Genomic DNA, 17,967 nt, shown 5'->3' with positions numbered 1-17,967 from the left:
AAATTTACAGGAGAGGGGGATTACAGTGATAAAACCTTCAATGGATATGAGGGAAATCTGCAGACTATACAATAAGCGGCTCTATCATATTGCTTACAGCATTACCCGGGATCATTATCTTGCGCAGGATGTTGTTCAGGAAACACTGATCAAGGCTTATAAAAAAATGGACAGCATAGATGATCAGGATAAGCTGGGAGCATGGTTATCATCAATTGCGACCAGAACTGCAATTGATTTTGTGCGAAAAGAAAGAAGGACTAATGAGAGGATACAGGATTCCGTTGATTTTGAAAACTGCATGGAAAGCAGGTACAGCGATACCGGGCAGGAAGCAGAGATTAATATGCTTCAGGAGCAGATATACGCATATGTGGATTCCCTCTCCTATGAACAGAAAAGGGTGTTCCTGCTTAAAACAAAGCATGGACTGAAGGAAAGAGAAATAGCGGACATTCTACATCTCAACCCAAACACTGTCAAAACAAAATTATATCGGGTCAGACAGCATCTGAGAGAAATCCTTGCTGACCGGAATTTGGCATAGAAAAACAGCTTCTGAAAAGGAGCTGTTTTTTTGTACAATAACAAGAATTGATAATTAATCAGCCATTCAGCAGGAAAATCACCTTTCCAAATGGAAATGACTTCATAGAAAACCTGATTAATAAAAGGAGGATCATTATGGAAGTGAAAGAATGCAGAGCCATAATCACAGGCGGTGCATCAGGGCTTGGAGAGGCGACAGTGAGAAAAATAGCCGGATGCGGAGGGAAGGTCCTAATTGCAGATTTGGCGGAAGACCGGGCAGCTCACCTTATCAGGGAACTGGGTGAAAATGTTCTTTTTATGAAAACGGATGTTACAAAAGAAGAAGACGTACAGAGGGCAGTGGCATTTGCTTCTGAACAATTTGGCAGCATCAATACTGCAGTTAACTGCGCCGGCATCGGAATTGCCGCGAAGCTTTTAGGCCGAAAAGGCGTCCATTCTCTGGACATGTTCCAAAAGGTCATAATGATAAATCTGGTCGGGACTTTTAATGTCATTCGTCTGGCTGCTGAACAAATGGCAAAGAATGATCCGAATGATCAAGGTGAAAGAGGTGTGATTATTAATACGGCTTCAGTCGCAGCCTTTGAAGGACAAATTGGCCAGGCAGCATATAGTGCATCCAAAGGCGGAGTGGTTGGCATGACCCTGCCGATCGCCAGAGAGCTGGCGGGTTATGGGATTCGTGTAATGACAATTGCCCCCGGGTTGTTTAACACTCCAATGTTTGAATCACTGCCTCAGGGGGCAAGGGATTCATTGGGGAAAATGGTGCCTTTTCCTTCAAGACTGGGTTATCCTGAGGAGTATGCCAGGCTGGCTGAAAGTATTTTAGTGAATCCGATGCTGAATGGAGAAACGATACGTCTGGATGGCGGCATCCGCATGCAGCCGAAGTAAATGAGGGTACCGTCCTTCTTACAAAGGCTGTTTTCGCAGGCTTTGTTGCTTTTTGTATATTATTTACTGAGTTGATTGGAGCGGAAGGTGCGAGATCCTCGAAAATGCTAACGCATTTTCTTCGTGCTGTGTTTCTAAGGGGAGCGTATTCAACGTCCAGCGGGAGTAGCTGGACAGGTGAGACCCCGCAGACGCGAAGCGTGGAGGAGGATCACCGCCTGCCCCGCGGTTCGCTGAGCATCCTGGAGCGGAAATCAACGGACAATATAATAGGCGAAAAAACAATTTATACAAAAAAAGCCTTTACGAAAAATATATAAATTTTAAAAAAATGAATTTTAAATGTTCTAAAAATATAAATAATTATTGTACAATTTAATTGTAAGCCTTTACAAAAGCGGTGGATATCACTTTGTGTTATGCCAAAAAAATTTTAGTTTCGGAGGTTCATATTATGGCTGCGTCATACCTGCAGGAAGAGCATGAAATTTTTAGAGAATCTCTGCGTAAGTTCTTAGAGAAAGAAGCCTATCCTAACTATGAAAAATGGGAAGAGGATAGAATCATACCCCGTGAATTTTGGCGCAAGATGGGGGAGCAGGGTTTTTTATGCCCTGATATAGACGAAAAGTATGGCGGAAGCAATGTCGATTGGGGCTTCTCAGTCATAATTAATGAAGAACTTGAACGGGTTGGGTCCGGCATGGTGGGAATTGGGCTCCACAATGATATCGTCGTCCCATACATTACTGCTTATGGAACCGATGAACAAAAGGAAAAGTGGCTGCCAAAGTGTGCAGCGGGTGATATCATTACGGCGATAGCCATGACTGAACCTGGAGCCGGCTCTGACTTAGCAGGCATCAGAACGACAGCAAGGCTTGATGGGGACCATTACATAGTGAATGGCGAAAAGACCTTTATTACCAACGGAATTCATTCCGATTTAATCATCATAGCCTGTAAAACAGATCCCCATGCCGTCCCACGGCATAAAGGCGTAAGCCTGCTTGCGGTCGAGAGGGGAACTGAGGGGTTTTCAAGAGGGAGGAAATTAAACAAGGTCGGTCTTCATTGTCAGGATACGGCAGAGTTAATTTTTGAAGATTGCAGAGTTCCGAAAGAAAACCTGATCGGCGAAGAAGGAAAAGGTTTTCTATATTTAATGGAAAAGCTGCAGCAGGAAAGGCTTGTCGTGGCAATTGCTGCCCAGGTGGCTGCAGAGGAAATGCTTAATTTAACAATAAATTATGTAAAGAATCGCGAGGCATTCGGAAAACCGGTCAGCCAGTTTCAGAACACTCAATTTAAAATTGCCGAAATGGCAACAGATATTGAAATGGGAAGGGTGTTCCTTAATCAACTGATCACAGAGCATATGGCAGGAATAAATGTAGTTACAAAGGTCTCCATGGCGAAATGGAAGCTGACAGAAAATGCCCGTAAAATTGCAGCTGAATGCATGCAGCTTCATGGCGGCTATGGCTATATGGAAGAATACGAGATTGCAAGGAGGTTCAGAGATATACCAGTCGCCAGCATATATGCAGGTACAAATGAAATCATGAAAACGATTATTGCGAAAAACATGGGTTTATAGGGAGGAGTATATATGCGTGAAGCTGTTATTGTCGAAGGGGTCAGAACACCAGTAGGAAGAAAAAACGGCTTACTAAAGGACATCAGGGCGGATGATTTGGCTGCAGAAGCGTTAAAGGCACTTGTGAAACGTGCAGGCCTGAAGCCGGAAATGATTGATGATGTCATTCTTGGCTGTGTCTCGCAAATAGGCGAGCAAACAGGGGATATTGCAAGGGTAGCTGCATTGATCGCAGGGTTTCCAATCGAAGTGCCAGGTACAACCATTGACCGCCAATGCGGATCCAGCCAGCAGGCTGTTCACTTTGCAGCTCAGGCTATTTTAGCAGGGGATATGGATATTGTGATCGCAGGAGGGGTCGAAAGCATGTCCCGTGTTCCTATCGTCTCCAGCTATCAGGGGGTCGGGTTCAGTGAAAAACTGACAGACAGACATGAAATCATCCACCAGGGCTTATCTGCTGAACGCATTGCTGAAAAATATGGATTTACAAGAGAAGAGCTTGACCGCTATTCATTTGAGAGTCATCAGAAGGCTTTAAATGCCCAGGCTGAAGGCCGGTTTGAGAGAGAGATTGAACCATTGGATGTGACAATGTCTGATGGACAGCTTTTGACGGTAGCAGAAGACGCTGGACCGAGAAAGGAAACCTCTCTGGAAGCATTGGCAAGCTTAAAAACTGTTTTTAAAGAGAATGGAGTGATTCATGCAGGAAATTCCAGTCAAATCAGCGATGGAGCAGCAGCACTACTTATTATGTCACGTGAAAAGGCAGAGGAGCTTGGAATGAAACCGAGGTTCAGAATACTGGCGCGTACAGCAGTGGGCTCCGATCCTGCTTTAATGCTGACTGGACCAATACCAGCAACAGAGAACGTGTTAAAGAAAGCTGGACTGGCTATAGAGGACATTGATGTGTTCGAAGTGAACGAAGCATTCGCTCCTGTACCGCTTGCCTGGCTGAAAGAAACAGGAGCAAATCCGGCAAAGCTTAATCCAAATGGGGGTGCCATTGCACTTGGCCATCCTTTAGGCGGAAGCGGTGCAAGGCTGATGGTCACCATGATGCATGAACTCGAAAGAACAGGGGGGCGCTATGGACTGCAGACCATGTGTGAAGGTCTTGGTATGGCGAATGCGACTATTATTGAACGATTAGATTGAAAAATGGGGAGGAATGAAAATGACTACTACTATAGGAAGAATTTTTGATCTCACGGCCGGAAAGTTTCCGGATAAAGAAGCTTTGTATGATGTCAGAAAAAATCTGCGTTTTACTTATAAGGAATGGAGTTTGGAGATCAATAAATTGGCCAATGCCTTAATAAATACAGGCGTCAGGAAGGGTGACAGGGTTTCAACCTGCCTTTTTAACACCGAGGAACTTGCTACAGCATTCTTTGCTTGTGCAAAAATCGGCGCCGTATTTAATCCGATCAACTTTAGGCTGATGTCAGAAGAAATTGCTTATATTCTCCAGGATGCAGAGCCAAAAGTAGTGTTATTTGAACAAATGCTGGAATCCGGCATCACCCCCATCGCTAAGCGTTTTCCGCATACAGAGTTCTGGTACATTGATGACAATGCTCCTCCATACGCTTCATCCTATCACGAAAAGGTGGATGCAGCATCGAATGATGAAATTGATATTGAGATAAATGAAAATGATTTGTACGCAATAATGTACACAAGCGGCACCACGGGAAGGCCAAAGGGTGTAGTCCACAGACACAGGGATATGGCTGAACAAAGTCTGATTGTTATAGGAGCGACAAAGCTTGAAAGCAATGACAACGGACTCGTGACTGCACCTATGTTCCACTGCGCAGAGCTTCACTGTGCCTTTTTGCCAAGGGTGCATGTGGGTGCTGCCAATACCATCCTGCATCACTTTGATGCAAAGGAAGTATTGCGGTTAATATCTGAAGAGAAAATTACAAAGTTTTTTGCAGCTCCGACCATGTGGAATATGCTGCTTCAGGAAAACTTAAGCCATTATAATCTGGAAAGCCTTAAGCTGGGATTGTATGGAGCGGCACCGATGGCTCCTGCTCTTGTTTATGCGTGCCGTGAAAAATTAGGCATCTCCCTGGTACAGGCATATGGAATGACCGAGATGGGTCCTGCGATTACGTTTTTATCGGAAGATGACCAAATCAGGAAGGCTGGGTCTGCAGGACAGGCCTGTTTAAACCATGAAATCAGGATTGTAAGGCCCAATGAGAATGGTCCATCAGATCCTGATGATGTGATGCCTTCTGGAGAAACGGGTGAAATCATCGTAAAAGGCCCATGCATGATGAGTGGTTATTTCAATCGGGACGCGGCAACCGATCATGCCATGCATGGAGGCTGGTATCACTCTGGTGACATCGGATATCTGGATGACGAAGGCTTTTTGTACGTCAAAGACAGAGTCGACGATATGATCATTAGCGGCGGAGAAAATATTTATCCCCGTGAAGTGGAGGATCTTTTATATACACATAAATGCGTACTGGATGTGGCAGTAATTGGCCAGCCTGATGACCGCTGGGGTGAAACCGTCACAGCTTTCGTTGTCAAAAAAGATCCGGCACTGTCTGAAGATGAACTCGATGAATTGTGCCGGAATAGTGATGAACTCGCCAATTATAAGCGTCCTAGAAAATATGTATTCTGTGAAGCTCTTCCAAGAAACGCGAGCGGCAAAATTCAAAAGTTCATGCTCCGAAAACAGCTGGAGGATCTGTTCGCTGAAGGAAAAATCTAGCCGGAAGAAGGGAATGCAAGATGTTAAAAGGCATAAGAGTGATTGATTTTTCCAACTATCTCCCTGGTCCGTTTGCTTCCCAGAGGCTTGCAGAGCTTGGTGCAGAAGTGATAAAAGTGGAACCGGAATCCGGTGACCCCGGAAGGCATCTCGATATCAAAATAGAGGGTACAGGTGCAGTGTTTGCCGCCAATAACCGCGGCAAAAAAAGCATTACACTTAACCTGAAGAGCGAAGAAGGAAGAAATGCTGCCCTTATGCTGATTTCAGAAAGTGATGCGGTGCTTGAAAGTTTTCGGCCTGGGGTAATGAAAAGGCTGGGCCTGGATTATGAGACTGTGAAAAAGCATAAACCGAATATCGTTTATTGCTCTCTTACAGGCTACGGTGAGAATGAAGACTATCAACATTTAGGAAGCCATGATTTAAATTATTTGGCCGTAAGCGGGGTCCTTGCCCAGCTGAAGGACCGCAGCGGCCGTCCTGTTCACCCGTCCAACACAATAGCGGACTTCATGGGAGGAATGGCAGCCAGTGAAAGGATACTGGCTGCCCTGCTTTCCAGCAAAATGTCCGGCCAAGGCGGGCATCACTGCATTTCCATTGCGGAAGTGATGGCTTCCACCATGGGGAACCATTTGCTGATTGAAAAAAAGACAGGATATCCTAAAGGACTTTCGGTATTGAACGGTAAAGTCGTTGCCTATTCTATTTACGAGACAAAGGATAGCCGGTTTGCTGCACTTGCCGCTCTGGAGCCGAAGTTCTGGATAAACTTCTGTAAGAGTGCAGGAAGAGAGGATTGGATTGATTATCATCTTTCCACTGCCTCTGCTGATAATCCTGTCTTTATGGAGATAACCGAATTCTTTAAAAGCAGGACATTAAAAGAGTGGACTGAATTTGGCCAAAGAACAGATTGCTGTCTGACTCCTGTATTGGAGGCCGGCGAATTGCAAGACTTTCCGCTATTTAATGGAATTTTAATTACTACCCAAAATTACCCTTTGGTAAAAATGCATGGCGGAATAGAATCAGCAATGGGGGGTCCTCCAAAATTAGGAGAACATAATGAGGAATTTCTAAGCAATATTGCAAAGAGAAATATTAAAATATGACCGTATGATTAAATAGTCCCTAATCATGAGGATGATTAGGGATTCTTCATTTATTATGCCTCAAAAATGGTGACACTGGCGAAATCCAGGCGAGTCACTCTTCCTTGAGGGAAAGGCGAAGGGCCGGATAGTACGAGACGGATCATATCTCCCTTCTCCAGCTCCTCGAGCAATAAAGTGGATGTTGCATAGTCAACGTCAAAATTATTGTTATTAAAAGAGGTTTGGGAGTTGATGAGAGTTCCGCCATTCCGCTGAAGCTCAAATTTCAACGGCAGATTCGCCTGTCCTGCAGCAGCAAATACTTGTACGCTGAACTGAAGAAAATAAAAGCCTCTTTCCTTAACTGTAATCGTATTGTTCATCGGGTCAAAGTGAAAATGGGATTTCCCTTTAGCGCTGTTTAGATTGACTGTGGATGGAATGGATGTGTTCTGGTCAAAAAATTGGGGAATGAAGTCATTGGTGATATAAATCTTACCCGGAGCTTTTGAATATTCTTTTTTACCCGAGCAGTAGTGGTCCTGGGAATAAAAAGATAACAAATGAATCACCTCCTACTATATTTAATGATGAGTTTTAAAATTGGTATAGGACAAGACCTAACACAATGGATTTTTGCCTTGGAATTTTCGAAAGGGAAGGATGCAGATGAGATTAAATGGTATAATGAAAGGGAATATATATTAAAATAATCTTTACAATTTTTGGAGTGTGATGGTCACTAGTGCGTTTTATTAAAACAATCCCCAATATGGTCACTTTGGGTAATTTATATTGCGGTTTTCTTTCAATCGGCATGGCTGCCAATGGAGAATTTAAAAATGCAGCCATATTAATTTTAATTGGCATGATGCTTGACAGCATGGACGGCAGGCTGGCCAGAATGCTGAAAGCGGATAGTACACTGGGAAAAGAACTTGATTCACTGGCAGATATTGTTACATTTGGTGTAGCCCCTTCATTTTTGGTCTTTTATACATACTTTTTTCAATTTGGAATTCTTGGATTAGCTGTTTCAGGCCTTTTTCCTTTATTTGGGGCATATCGGCTTGCCCGATTCAATATTAGTCCTCCAAAATCCTCTTTGAACTATTTTATTGGAGTTCCGATAACAGCAGCAGGCGGGATCATGGCCATACTGACCCTTTTTGGTGAGCATATACCCAATATCATTACAACGGTTGTATTCACCGCACTCTGCTTTCTTATGGTAAGCAGGATCCGAATTCCCAGCTTTAAAGAAGTTCCCCTTCCAAAATACGGAACAATTGTTACCGTTTTTCTGGGAAGTGTCCTTTACGTCATTTATAAGGGTTCATATGGGCCGTTTCCCGATTTGATTTATATTGCAATACCGCTTTACATTGCGTATTTGACATACCGATTCATAAAAGGCAAAAACAAAAAAGAAATTGATTAATTAAAAAAAAAAGGCCCCGATGGCCTTTTTTTATTTGTAAAATACTTTGTCGATATTATATTTTGCCTGAAGGGCATTGATGATATAAGTCTCATAAATCTCGCGCTCCATGCTGTCTTCCACGTAAATGACCGCAATTTTATGGACATCATCACGATGATTTTTTATAGGAGAAACATTGTCTTCAAAATGCTTTTTAACCCGCTGTCTTAATTTGCGGGCCTTTCCTACAAAGAGCAGATCTTCTTTCGCATCAAAAAACAGAATCATGCCGCCCTTGTCTCTTGGTATCTTATGGTAATCTGTGAAACCATAGACACTGCTAAGGTCACTTTCTGCTGCCTGTCCCGTTTGCCTGCTTCTTGTAATGACGAGATTAGGCTCTGGTATTTCAATTTTTATCAATATCATCACTTCCTATTCTAAAGATTAAGAGTAACATATACCTGCAAAGTAATCCACATTCAGAGAGGGAATTTGATTTATTTCTTTCGTCTGCGAAATATATTCCTTACTGCTCGCGGAGTGAACAATACTGCCGGATGTGCCTGCAGATGGAGCACTTTCATAAAGCAGTCATATGTATAGGGATCAAAGGAACAGGCGTTGACCACTTTTTTGACATACCATTGAAGAAGGGGCAGTCCCCAAGGTTTAGCTCCAGCTGTTTGGGAGAATCTGAAATCCTCAGTTAAAGCAATTAACCAGGGGATATCCACTATTTTGCTGATTTTTCTATGGAAATTATATGGATCCGCATCCGCTTCACCTGCACTAATAAGGATTTCCTGCAATGCCTTTGCTTCCTTTGCAGCAATGCTCATTCCCTGCGCAAATACCGGATCCATCCGGCAAAAAGCATCACCCATCACAAGCAGTCCTTTAGGAAAAGTCTTCAATTTTTCAAAATGAAATCGCCTCATGGAGGGAAAGCGGTATACCTTTATATCTGAAGCAGGTTCTCCATTTTTTATGCACTCAAAAATATGCTGCTTTTCCAGGTTTTTCGCTGCCTCGAGAAATTCATGGTGATCCTCCGGCGGGTTATTGGCACCATATCCAAAGAGGGTAATCATCCATTCATTGTTCTCGGTTGGAGAAATGGCTCCTCCAAAGGATTGAAGCGGGGGGTTCGGATAAACCAATAAACTTTTCCATTCAGGATCTAACTGGATTCTTCTGTAAATACGGTTTGCATAGAATAAGTTGATAGCCAGCTCTGTTTTCTTTGGCTGGCCCACCCCGATCTTTTTCAGACATTGAAATGCAAGGCTGCTGGCACCGGATGCATCAACTGTTAAATCTGCAGGATAAATAGCAGTACCTTCTGCCGTTTCAGCTTCAATACCCGTAATTCTGGAATCGTTTAAGATAAAACTTTTGGCCGTTGTTTTATTTAAAGTATGTATATTTTCAATCTGCTCTATTCTTTTGCGAAGGTGATATTCAAGAAATGGACGGCTTTGCTGAATAATAGAGCAGCCTGCGTTATATCTGATTTTCCAGCTTCCATGGTGGTGCCAGGCTATGTCATTGGCAAAATCGGCAGGCACCGAACCGCCTTTAATCATTTCAGCTCTCAGACCCGGGAAAAGGTCCTCAAGTATTTTCTCTCCGCTCTTCAGAAGAACATGACCCTGGGCTGCTTGTGGTACCCCTTTTCGCGGGCTGCCCTTCAGCTGCTCTCCATCTTTTTCGATTATCATGACCTTTTCGAAGGAGTCTGAAAGAACTCTCGCCGCCAGCATGCCGGCAATGCTCCCTCCGACCACAATGGCCGTTCTTTTTCTACTGTATTTTTTTTGATTTCCAAGCATTCAAAAATCCTCCATATGCTTCATTACATTTATAATAGTACCTTATGACTAATAAAGATATCGTTAATAGCAAATAGCAAGTCATAAATTGGTTTGTTTGCAAAGCTGTAAAAAATTATCGTCACATTTGTGAAATTATTCACAATTTAATTGCCGGCCAACATGTTTTGTTAGACAATGACGATGTAATTGATATTCCTAAATAACAATTGAGGTGACGGACATGTGTGAACAATGCAGCAGTGAAAACATGATGAAAGCAGCAGTTGTGCATAAATTTAAGGAAAGCCTGGAAATTGAAAATGTCAGAGTACCATCCGTTGGAAAAAATGATGTATTAGTAAAAATAAAAGCCTGTGGTGTATGCCATACTGATTTACACGCTGCACATGGTGACTGGCCAGTTAAACCGGCACTTCCTCTTATCCCGGGTCATGAAGGGGTAGGCGAAGTTGTAGAAGTGGGAGAAGGCATTACACATTTGAAGGCTGGTGACCGAGTCGGAGTGCCGTGGTTATATTCAGCCTGCGGACATTGTGAATACTGCTTAACCGGCCGTGAAACACTTTGCCATAATCAGCTGAACGCGGGATATTCCATTAATGGCGGATACGCAGAATATTGTCTTGCTGATGCCCGTTATGTGGTGAAGGTTCCGGATTCTCTTGGCTACGTTGAGGCAGCGCCAATTTTTTGTGCTGGTGTAACGACATATAAAGCACTGAAGGTAGGGGAAGCAAAGCCGGGAGAGTGGGTCGCTATTTATGGAATTGGAGGTCTTGGACATGTGGCAGTCCAATATGCAAAAGCAATGGGACTGAAGGTAGTGGCCGTCGATACATTTAACGAAAAGCTGGAGTTGGCAAAAGATTTAGGTGCAGATTTAACTGTTAATCCGAAAGTCGAGGATTCTGCTGTCTTCATACAGCGTGAAATTGGCGGGGTGCAAGCATCCATATGTACGGCAGTGTCTAAACACGCTTTCAGTGAAGCTTATCGTGCTGTCAAACGCGGAGGAAAGTGCGTAGCAGTGGGATTGCCGCCGGAAGTTATGGAAGTACCGATCTTTGATACAGTTCTAAACGGTGTCAGCATTGTCGGTTCTATTGTTGGAACAAGAAAGGATTTGCAGGAAGCTCTTCAATTTGCAGCAGACGGCAAAGTAAAAACAATAGTGGAAACGGCATCCCTTGAAGAAATTAATAGAATCTTTGATGATCTTGAAAAAGGGAAAATAAATGGACGTATCGTTATAAAATTTGAAGAATAATAGAATTGGCTTTAAAGCTGGGCATATTTGTGTCCGGCTTTTATTTATTGGCTCTGTTATAGCTTTTTGTAGTTTTTTAGCACCCTGTTGGTTGGAGAGGAAGGCACGAGATCCTCGAAAATGCATTCGCATTTTCTTCGTGCGATATTTACTCAAGGAAGCTTATTCAAAGTCCTGCGGGAGTGCGGATCAAAGGGAGACCCTGCAGGAGCAAATCGACGAGGAGTCTCCAGGACCGCCCGCGGAAAGGGAGTGCCTGCAGCGGAAATCAACAGGCAAATTTAACAGAGCCTATTTATAAACTCGGCCAGGCTAATATATCACCATCTTCATAGTGAAAAATACTTACACATAAGGATTTTGTCATATCAATATTTCCATTCACATAAAAATGAAAAATAGCTCAGGAGTGAAAAATATTTTAAATACTAAAAGGAGAAAATAAATATATAAAGAATATTTAAATTATTCATAATTTTGTAAAAAAATTTTGCCAATCGAAATATAGGGGGTTGGAAGATTGGGGATTTTGGAGATTAAGGATGCAACTTTAAGGTTTGGAGGTGTAACAGCTCTAGACCATGTCTCCTATGAAGTGCAGGAGGGGGAGATTTTTTCGCTGATTGGTCCAAATGGTGCAGGTAAAACTAGTATGCTGAATTGCATAAGCGGGCTGTACAAACCATCATCAGGATCGATTTATTTTAAGGGTGAAGATATAACCCGTTATAAACCTCACAAAAGAGCCAGTATGGGCATTGCCCGTGCATTCCAGAATATCGAGCTTTTCCCGCATTTGTCTGTTTTGGACAATCTGATGCTTGGCAGGCATGTGAGAATGAAAACCGGACTGCTTGCAGGAGGGTTCTATTGGGGGAAGGCGCAGAGAGAGGAAATTGAGCATCGGAAAAAAGTTGAGCAGGTGATCGACTTTCTTGAAATCGAGGATATCCGTAATACCCCCGTGGGAACTCTTTCATATGGACTGCAGAAAAGGGTCGAAACCGGCAGGGCTCTGGCACTGGAACCTGAAATTCTCCTTCTTGATGAGCCGATGGCAGGCATGAACAGTGAGGAAAAAGAGGACATGGCCAGATACATTATTGATATTCACGAAGAAATGAACACAACCATTATATTAATTGAACACGATATGGGGGTTGTAATGGACTTATCCGATCACATTGCAGTTCTCGATTTCGGGAAGCTGATTGGCTATGGGACACCGGAAGAGATTCAAAATAATCCTAAAGTCATAGAGGCCTATCTTGGAGAAGAGAATGCCGTATAAAAGATATACCGGCTAAAGTGATTTTCATATTTTTAGGAGGGGGGAGCGATTCTATGAGCATGACGTTTCCGCAGCTGCTGATTGAAAGGGCTTACAGGAATGGGTCACAAGTTGCTTTAAGAGAAAAGGAATTTGGAATTTGGAATGAAATCACTTACGAAGCGTTCCTGGATAAAGTAAAGAATTTCAGCCTGGGTTTGGCATCCTTGGGTCTGAAAAGAGAAGATAAGCTTGCTATTATTGGCGATAACAGGCCCGAATGGGTAATCAGTGAGCTTGCTGCGCAAAGTTTAGGCGGCATTTCAGTAGGAATTTATCAGGAATCCCTGTCTGCTGAACTAAGTTATATTATCGATAATTGTGACGCAACCATAATCGTTGCGGAGGACCAGGAGCAAGTGGATAAACTGCTGGAAATTAAAGAATCCATACCTAAAGTCAGAACAATTATTTATTATGATTCACGCGGCATGAGGGGTTACCGGGAGGATTTTCTGCTGGAATTTAACGAAGTTCTGGAAATGGGACGAAGTTTTCACTCAGGGCAGCCTGGCTTATTTTCAGAGGAAGTTGATAAGGGGTCTGCAGATGACGTGGCGATTTTATCCTATACTTCAGGAACGACAGGCAATCCAAAAGGAACAATGCTTACTTACCGAAATCTGATCGATATGGCTAAAAATCTGTCAGACATTGATCCGCTGACAGATAAGGACGAATATGTTTCATACCTTCCGCTTGCCTGGATCGGGGAACAGATGATGACCCTTGCCATGGGCTTATATAATGGGATGACGATAAATTTCCCGGAAGAGCCGGCAACCGTTTTGGAAGACTTGCGTGAAATTGGACCACAGGTTATGTTTTCGCCTCCGAGAATCTATGAAGATATGGTATCGCGTTTTCAGGTCAGAATTCAGGACAGCGGCTGGCTGAAACGAAAGATTTATAACTGGTGCAAGCCGATCGGCGAGAAGGTAGCAAAGGCTCATTTTGAAAATAAACCGGTCAGCACGGGTACGAAGGCTCTTTATAAAATGGCTGATTATCTGATGTTCAGTGCCATCCGCGATCACTTTGGACTCTTGAAGATCAAGCGTGCTTATACGGGCGGCGCCCCTCTGGGACCTGATGTATTTGAATTTTTTCATAGCATAGGCGTTAATGTAAAAAGCATTTACGGGCAGACAGAGGTAGCCGGCATTTCTATTGTGCACAGGGATGGAGATATTAAGCTTGATAGTGTAGGCATTCCTATACCGGGGACTGAAGTGAAAATTTCTGAAGAAGGGGAAATTCTCATCAAAAGCTCCAGTGTCTGCAAGGGGTATTACAAAAATGAGAAAAGCACAAATGAAACTATTCAGGATGGGTGGCTGCATACCGGGGATGCAGGGAGGCTGGATGAAGGAGGGCATTTGTATATCATTGACCGGATTAAGGATGTTATTCGCCTTGATACAGGGGAAATGTTCTCTCCGCAATTTATTGAAAACAAGCTGAAGTTCAGTTCGTTCATACAGGAAGCGGTAGCTATCGGGAAGGACCGTCCATATGTGGTTGCCATGATTAATATCGATATGAAAAATGTAGGGCGCTGGGCAGAGAAAAATCAAATTAGCTATACCACTTATACCGATTTATCTTCCAAGCCGCAAGTGCTGGAGCTGATTGAAAAACAGGTGCATGAAATCAATCAGACTCTGCCTGAAAAGGCCCGGGTGAAAAAATTTGTTCTGCTTTATAAAGAACTGGATGCAGATGATGAAGAGCTTACAAGAACAAAGAAAGTCCGCAGGCAGTTTGTTGCTAAAAAATATCAGGCCTTAATTGATGGACTTTATACAGAAGACAAAAAAATACGTGTCAATGGCACCATCAAGTATCGTGATGGCATGGAACAAACCATCCAGACAACGCTTCAGGTGATTTTTATGGATGAAGGAGAGGGGGCAGCTTAATGACATTTTTCTTGCAAATGCTTGTAACAGGCATCGTGGTAGGAAGCGTTTATGCACTTGTCGCACTGGGTTTTGTGCTTATTTATAAATCCAGTGATGCTATCAACTTTGCACAGGGTGAGTTCCTTTTAATTGGAACATATGTCTGTTTAACGCTTATCACTGCCTACAACATTCCGTTTATAGCAGCCCTGTTAATTGCACTGATGTTCAGTGCTGTTTTAGGATTTGTCATTGAACGGATCGTTCTAAGGCCGTTTATTGGAGAGCCCGTCATATCCATGATTATGGCGACGATCGGATTATCGAGCGTTCTTGCCGGGATTGTCCATATTATTTGGGGCCATGAAACACGTGTATTTCCTAAGATTTTCTCTGAACAACCTGTTAACCTTGGTGAGATCGTCATTGCGCCGGTCTATTTATGGTCACTGTTAATCGTTGTGGTGATGCTTGTCATTTTCACCCTCTTTTTCAAATATTCCAAGCTCGGAATTGCGATGAGAGCAACCGCAGATGATCAGCAGGCGGCAATGTCAATGGGAATCAGCGTAAAAATGATTTTCGCAGTTGCCTGGGCGATTGCAGCCATTGTTTCAGCAGTTGGGGGAATCCTTCTCGGAAACATCAACGGTGTGAATGCATCCCTTTCAGCGATCGGCTTAAAGGTGCTTCCGGTTGCCATTCTTGGAGGACTCGACAGTATTCCCGGTGCCATCATCGGCGGGCTGATCATCGGTATTCTTGAGAGCCTGACCGGCGGGTATCTGGATCCTTTGGTTGGCGGGGGTCTGAAAGAGGTTATGCCGTTTGTCATCCTCGTATTTATCCTGATGTTCAAGCCATATGGCTTATTCGGAAAAAAAGAAATCGAGAGGGTGTAACCGATGAGAAATCCTTTTGTAATGGATTGTGGAGAGTTCCATGTGAATTATAAACAAGACATGGCGATCTGGAAGATCACCAGAGTAAGGATGCGCGTGTTCATTCTTCTGGCTGTATTTGCAGTCTTCCCAATGTTTGCATCCGATTATATCATTGGACTGGCTACACTTTGCGGAATTGCCGCTATTGGTGCGATTGGTCTGAACATCCTGACTGGCTTTACTGGACAGATTTCCATAGGGGTAGGCGCGTTTCTCGGGGTAGGCGGGTATACATCGGCTATTCTGACAGTAAAGCTGGGATTGAGCTTCTGGATTGCCATGCCGACAGCCGGTATAGTAACGGCGATTGTCGGTGGACTATTCGGGCTTCCATCCTTAAGGCTTAAAGGTTTATATTTGGCGATTGCCACCCTTGCAGCACAGGTAATCATTTTATTTGTTATTTCCCGCTGGGATGCGCTGACTGGCGGAACAGCCGGAATGGTCCTATCCAGGCCTGAACTTGGCAGTTTTGTCTTTTACAGTGAACGGAGCTATTACTACCTTATGTTTGTTGTGCTGGTTATTACGGCCCTCTTCACCCTGAACCTTTTCAGGTCGCGGGTCGGCAGGGCATTCATAGCAGTCCGTGACCGTGATGTGGCAGCAGAGGTTATGGGGATCGATTTGTTTAAATATAAAGTATTGGCATTTATTGTAAGTTCCTTCTTTGTTGGCATTGCCGGTGCTTTACTGGGCCATTATACAATGGTTGTCAGTCCTGAGCTTTACAGCATTACAGTGTCGATCGAATACTTAGCAATCATACTGGTCGGTGGTCTGGGAAGCGTATTCGGGTCAATTTACGGAGCTGTATTTATTACGTTGCTTCCAGTTGTACTAAGATCAGGGGTTGAAATGATGAGCGGGGTATTCCCTGACTTATCAGCTGTCTTAATCGGGATGAAAGAGGTAGTATTCGGCCTTGTGATTATCTTATTCCTGATCTATGAACCGCAGGGTCTCGCGAAAATATGGAAAAATATCAAAGACTATTTTAAGCTCTGGCCATTTTCCTATTAATTCCCGGGTAATAATATCTGAAAATTTTGAAAGTAAATCTTTCAAATTTTTATAAAAAAGAGGAAAAATGAGGGGGAACATTATGAAGAAGGTATGGAAGGGTTTATTGGCAGCAACATTAATGGCTGGAATGCTGGCAGGCTGTTCTGGAGGCAGCGAGGAAGCATCAGGTGACAAGAAAGGCGGCACAGTTAAAATTGGGGGTATCTTTGACCTTACGGGAGGTACCGGTGATGTTGGAACACCATATGCAGAGGGTGAAAAAGCATTTTTTGAATCCATTGCAGGCGAGGAGATTAACGGCTATAAGCTCGAATTAATTGGTGATGACTATGCTTATAAAATCCCGGAAGCCCAAAAGCTTTATCAGAAATTAAAATCAAAAGATAAAGTATCAGCCATTTTGGGATGGGGAACAGGGGACACTGAAGCCCTTCGCCAGCAGGTGGCAGCCGACAAGCTTCCATTCATCTCTGCTTCATACTCAGAGAACCTGAAAAATATTGACGAAAGCCCATATAACTTCCTGGCTGCGGCTTCTTACTCCGACCAGGCAAGATCCGTACTGAAATGGATAAAAGACAATCACACTGGCGGCACACCGACTGTAGCATTAATTTACAATGATACGGCCTTTGGAAAATCGCCAATTGAAGATGCCAAAAAATTTGCCAAGGAAAATGGCATTGAAATTGTAGATGAACAAATTGTTGATCTGAAAACACTTGATGCAACATCCCAATTGCTGAACATGGAAAAGAAAAACCCTGATTATGCAATTATTAACCAAACTTGGGGTGCAACAGCAACGATACTAAAAGATGCTAAAAAGCTTGGTTTGGATACACAATTCATCGGATTAAACTGGGCTACCGGAGAAGGCTTGCTTCCTATTGCAGGTGATGCGGCTGATGGATTTATCGGAGTCGTCACACATGCCTTCCCATATGAAGATCTGCCTGGAATGGTAGAAATCAAGAAGTTCGTAGAAAGCAAGGGTGAAAAGCTGGAAGACAAGAACCAGAAGTTTATCCAGGGATGGGTGTCAGCCAAAATCATGGTTGAAGGCATGAAGCTTGCTGAAGACCCGACTTCAGGCGAAGGCATCCGAGCCGGCCTGGAGAAGATTTCAAATCTTGACCTCGGCGGTTTAGCCGCTCCGGTTACTTTTTCACCTGACAATCATGCCGGTACAAACCAAGTTCGATTGGCAGAAGTGAAAAACGGCCAGTTTGAAGTGTTCACTGATTATATCGGCTACTAACAAAATGGGGGGCGAGGTTTTATACCCGCCTCCTGTTCACTTTTAAAGTCTTGGTACTTATGAATTAGCA

16 protein-coding genes are annotated in these 17,967 nt (G+C 43.5%); 13 read left to right on the top strand and 3 right to left on the bottom strand.

The window, feature by feature from the left end:
• Positions 1-25 precede the first annotated feature (25 nt).
• The 6 genes from CE058_RS17595 to CE058_RS17570 all read left to right on the top strand — a co-directional run bounded on the left by CE058_RS17595 (position 26) and on the right by CE058_RS17570 (position 6,922).
• A complete protein-coding gene (locus CE058_RS17595; protein ID WP_226617545.1) occupies positions 26-547 on the top strand; it encodes an RNA polymerase sigma factor in 522 nt (173 codons plus the stop codon).
• A 137-nt stretch (positions 548-684) separates the two neighbouring features.
• Complete coding sequence (locus CE058_RS17590; RefSeq protein WP_163144387.1) at positions 685-1,452, top strand: 3-hydroxyacyl-CoA dehydrogenase; 768 nt, start codon at positions 685-687, stop codon at positions 1,450-1,452.
• Between the two features lie 454 nt (positions 1,453-1,906).
• The gene (locus tag CE058_RS17585) at positions 1,907-3,052 is read left to right on the top strand and encodes an acyl-CoA dehydrogenase family protein (RefSeq protein WP_163144386.1); all 1,146 of its coding nucleotides are present in this window, start codon (positions 1,907-1,909) and stop codon (positions 3,050-3,052) included.
• Positions 3,053-3,064: 12 nt separating this feature from the next.
• Positions 3,065-4,216 carry a thiolase family protein gene (locus CE058_RS17580; protein ID WP_163144384.1) on the top strand — a complete coding sequence of 384 codons (1,152 nt, stop codon included), beginning with the start codon at positions 3,065-3,067 and terminating at the stop codon, positions 4,214-4,216.
• A gap of 19 nt (positions 4,217-4,235) precedes the next feature.
• Positions 4,236-5,804 carry a fatty acid--CoA ligase gene (locus tag CE058_RS17575; protein ID WP_163144382.1) on the top strand — a complete coding sequence of 523 codons (1,569 nt, stop codon included), beginning with the start codon at positions 4,236-4,238 and terminating at the stop codon, positions 5,802-5,804.
• 20 nt (positions 5,805-5,824) lie between these two features.
• Positions 5,825-6,922: a CaiB/BaiF CoA transferase family protein gene (locus CE058_RS17570; protein WP_163144380.1), complete on the top strand. Its 1,098-nt coding sequence runs from the start codon at positions 5,825-5,827 to the stop codon at positions 6,920-6,922.
• Positions 6,923-6,975: 53 nt separating this feature from the next.
• Here the strand turns inward: CE058_RS17570 and CE058_RS17565 are convergent, their stop codons facing one another.
• Positions 6,976-7,467 carry a hypothetical protein gene (locus tag CE058_RS17565; protein WP_163144378.1) on the bottom strand — a complete coding sequence of 164 codons (492 nt, stop codon included), beginning with the start codon at positions 7,465-7,467 and terminating at the stop codon, positions 6,976-6,978.
• A 182-nt stretch (positions 7,468-7,649) separates the two neighbouring features.
• On the opposite strand from CE058_RS17565, the gene pssA reads away from it, so the two are divergent.
• The gene (gene pssA, locus CE058_RS17560; protein ID WP_048011058.1) at positions 7,650-8,345 is read left to right on the top strand and encodes a CDP-diacylglycerol--serine O-phosphatidyltransferase; all 696 of its coding nucleotides are present in this window, start codon (positions 7,650-7,652) and stop codon (positions 8,343-8,345) included.
• 30 nt (positions 8,346-8,375) lie between these two features.
• Here pssA and CE058_RS17555 read toward each other — a convergent pair whose 3' ends face one another.
• Positions 8,376-8,750, bottom strand: coding sequence for a nucleotide excision repair endonuclease (locus tag CE058_RS17555; RefSeq protein WP_048011059.1), 375 nt, complete (start codon positions 8,748-8,750; stop codon positions 8,376-8,378).
• Between the two features lie 77 nt (positions 8,751-8,827).
• On the bottom strand, positions 8,828-10,162 hold the full coding sequence (locus tag CE058_RS17550; protein ID WP_163144376.1) for an FAD-dependent oxidoreductase: 1,335 nt from the start codon (positions 10,160-10,162) through the stop codon (positions 8,828-8,830).
• A 253-nt stretch (positions 10,163-10,415) separates the two neighbouring features.
• On the opposite strand from CE058_RS17550, the gene adhP reads away from it, so the two are divergent.
• The 6 genes from adhP (at position 10,416) to CE058_RS17520 (ending at position 17,897) form a co-directional block, all read left to right on the top strand.
• Positions 10,416-11,432 (top strand): alcohol dehydrogenase AdhP, encoded by a 1,017-nt coding sequence (gene adhP, locus CE058_RS17545; protein ID WP_163144421.1) that lies wholly within the window; start codon positions 10,416-10,418, stop codon positions 11,430-11,432.
• A gap of 520 nt (positions 11,433-11,952) precedes the next feature.
• On the top strand, positions 11,953-12,723 hold the full coding sequence (locus CE058_RS17540) for an ABC transporter ATP-binding protein (protein ID WP_163144374.1): 771 nt from the start codon (positions 11,953-11,955) through the stop codon (positions 12,721-12,723).
• A 53-nt stretch (positions 12,724-12,776) separates the two neighbouring features.
• Positions 12,777-14,684, top strand: a complete 1,908-nt coding sequence (locus CE058_RS17535; protein WP_163144372.1) for an AMP-binding protein — start codon at positions 12,777-12,779, stop codon at positions 14,682-14,684.
• Entirely contained in the window at positions 14,684-15,568 is an 885-nt protein-coding gene (locus tag CE058_RS17530) for a branched-chain amino acid ABC transporter permease (protein ID WP_048011063.1), read from the top strand. Before CE058_RS17535 ends, CE058_RS17530 begins: the two co-directional genes overlap by 1 nt.
• Before the next feature lie 3 nt (positions 15,569-15,571).
• Positions 15,572-16,633 carry a branched-chain amino acid ABC transporter permease gene (locus tag CE058_RS17525; protein WP_163144371.1) on the top strand — a complete coding sequence of 354 codons (1,062 nt, stop codon included), beginning with the start codon at positions 15,572-15,574 and terminating at the stop codon, positions 16,631-16,633.
• An 82-nt stretch (positions 16,634-16,715) separates the two neighbouring features.
• On the top strand, positions 16,716-17,897 hold the full coding sequence (locus CE058_RS17520; RefSeq protein WP_163144369.1) for an ABC transporter substrate-binding protein: 1,182 nt from the start codon (positions 16,716-16,718) through the stop codon (positions 17,895-17,897).
• The last annotated feature ends 70 nt before the right edge of the window (positions 17,898-17,967 follow it).

The organism is Bacillus sp. 22-7 (genome assembly GCF_010628845.1).
GTDB lineage: Bacteria > Bacillota > Bacilli > Bacillales > Cytobacillaceae > Cytobacillus > Cytobacillus firmus_B.
Note: the sequence above shows the minus strand (reverse complement) of the source record. Positions and strands in the feature narration are given on the sequence as shown.

Excerpts from the sequence above, each read along its gene's own strand:
- CE058_RS17590 (WP_163144387.1), top strand. The coding sequence starts at position 685 with ATGGAAGTGAAAGAATGCAGAGCCATAATCACAGGCGGTGCATCAGGG.
- CE058_RS17585 (WP_163144386.1), top strand. The coding sequence starts at position 1,907 with ATGGCTGCGTCATACCTGCAGGAAGAGCATGAAATTTTTAGAGAATCT.
- CE058_RS17580 (WP_163144384.1), top strand. The coding sequence starts at position 3,065 with ATGCGTGAAGCTGTTATTGTCGAAGGGGTCAGAACACCAGTAGGAAGA.
- CE058_RS17575 (WP_163144382.1), top strand. The coding sequence starts at position 4,236 with ATGACTACTACTATAGGAAGAATTTTTGATCTCACGGCCGGAAAGTTT.
- CE058_RS17570 (WP_163144380.1), top strand. The coding sequence starts at position 5,825 with ATGTTAAAAGGCATAAGAGTGATTGATTTTTCCAACTATCTCCCTGGT.
- CE058_RS17550 (WP_163144376.1), bottom strand. The coding sequence starts at position 10,162 with ATGCTTGGAAATCAAAAAAAATACAGTAGAAAAAGAACGGCCATTGTG.
- adhP (WP_163144421.1), top strand. The coding sequence starts at position 10,416 with ATGAAAGCAGCAGTTGTGCATAAATTTAAGGAAAGCCTGGAAATTGAA.
- CE058_RS17535 (WP_163144372.1), top strand. The coding sequence starts at position 12,777 with ATGAGCATGACGTTTCCGCAGCTGCTGATTGAAAGGGCTTACAGGAAT.
- CE058_RS17530 (WP_048011063.1), top strand. The coding sequence starts at position 14,684 with ATGACATTTTTCTTGCAAATGCTTGTAACAGGCATCGTGGTAGGAAGC.
- CE058_RS17525 (WP_163144371.1), top strand. The coding sequence starts at position 15,572 with ATGAGAAATCCTTTTGTAATGGATTGTGGAGAGTTCCATGTGAATTAT.
- CE058_RS17520 (WP_163144369.1), top strand. The coding sequence starts at position 16,716 with ATGAAGAAGGTATGGAAGGGTTTATTGGCAGCAACATTAATGGCTGGA.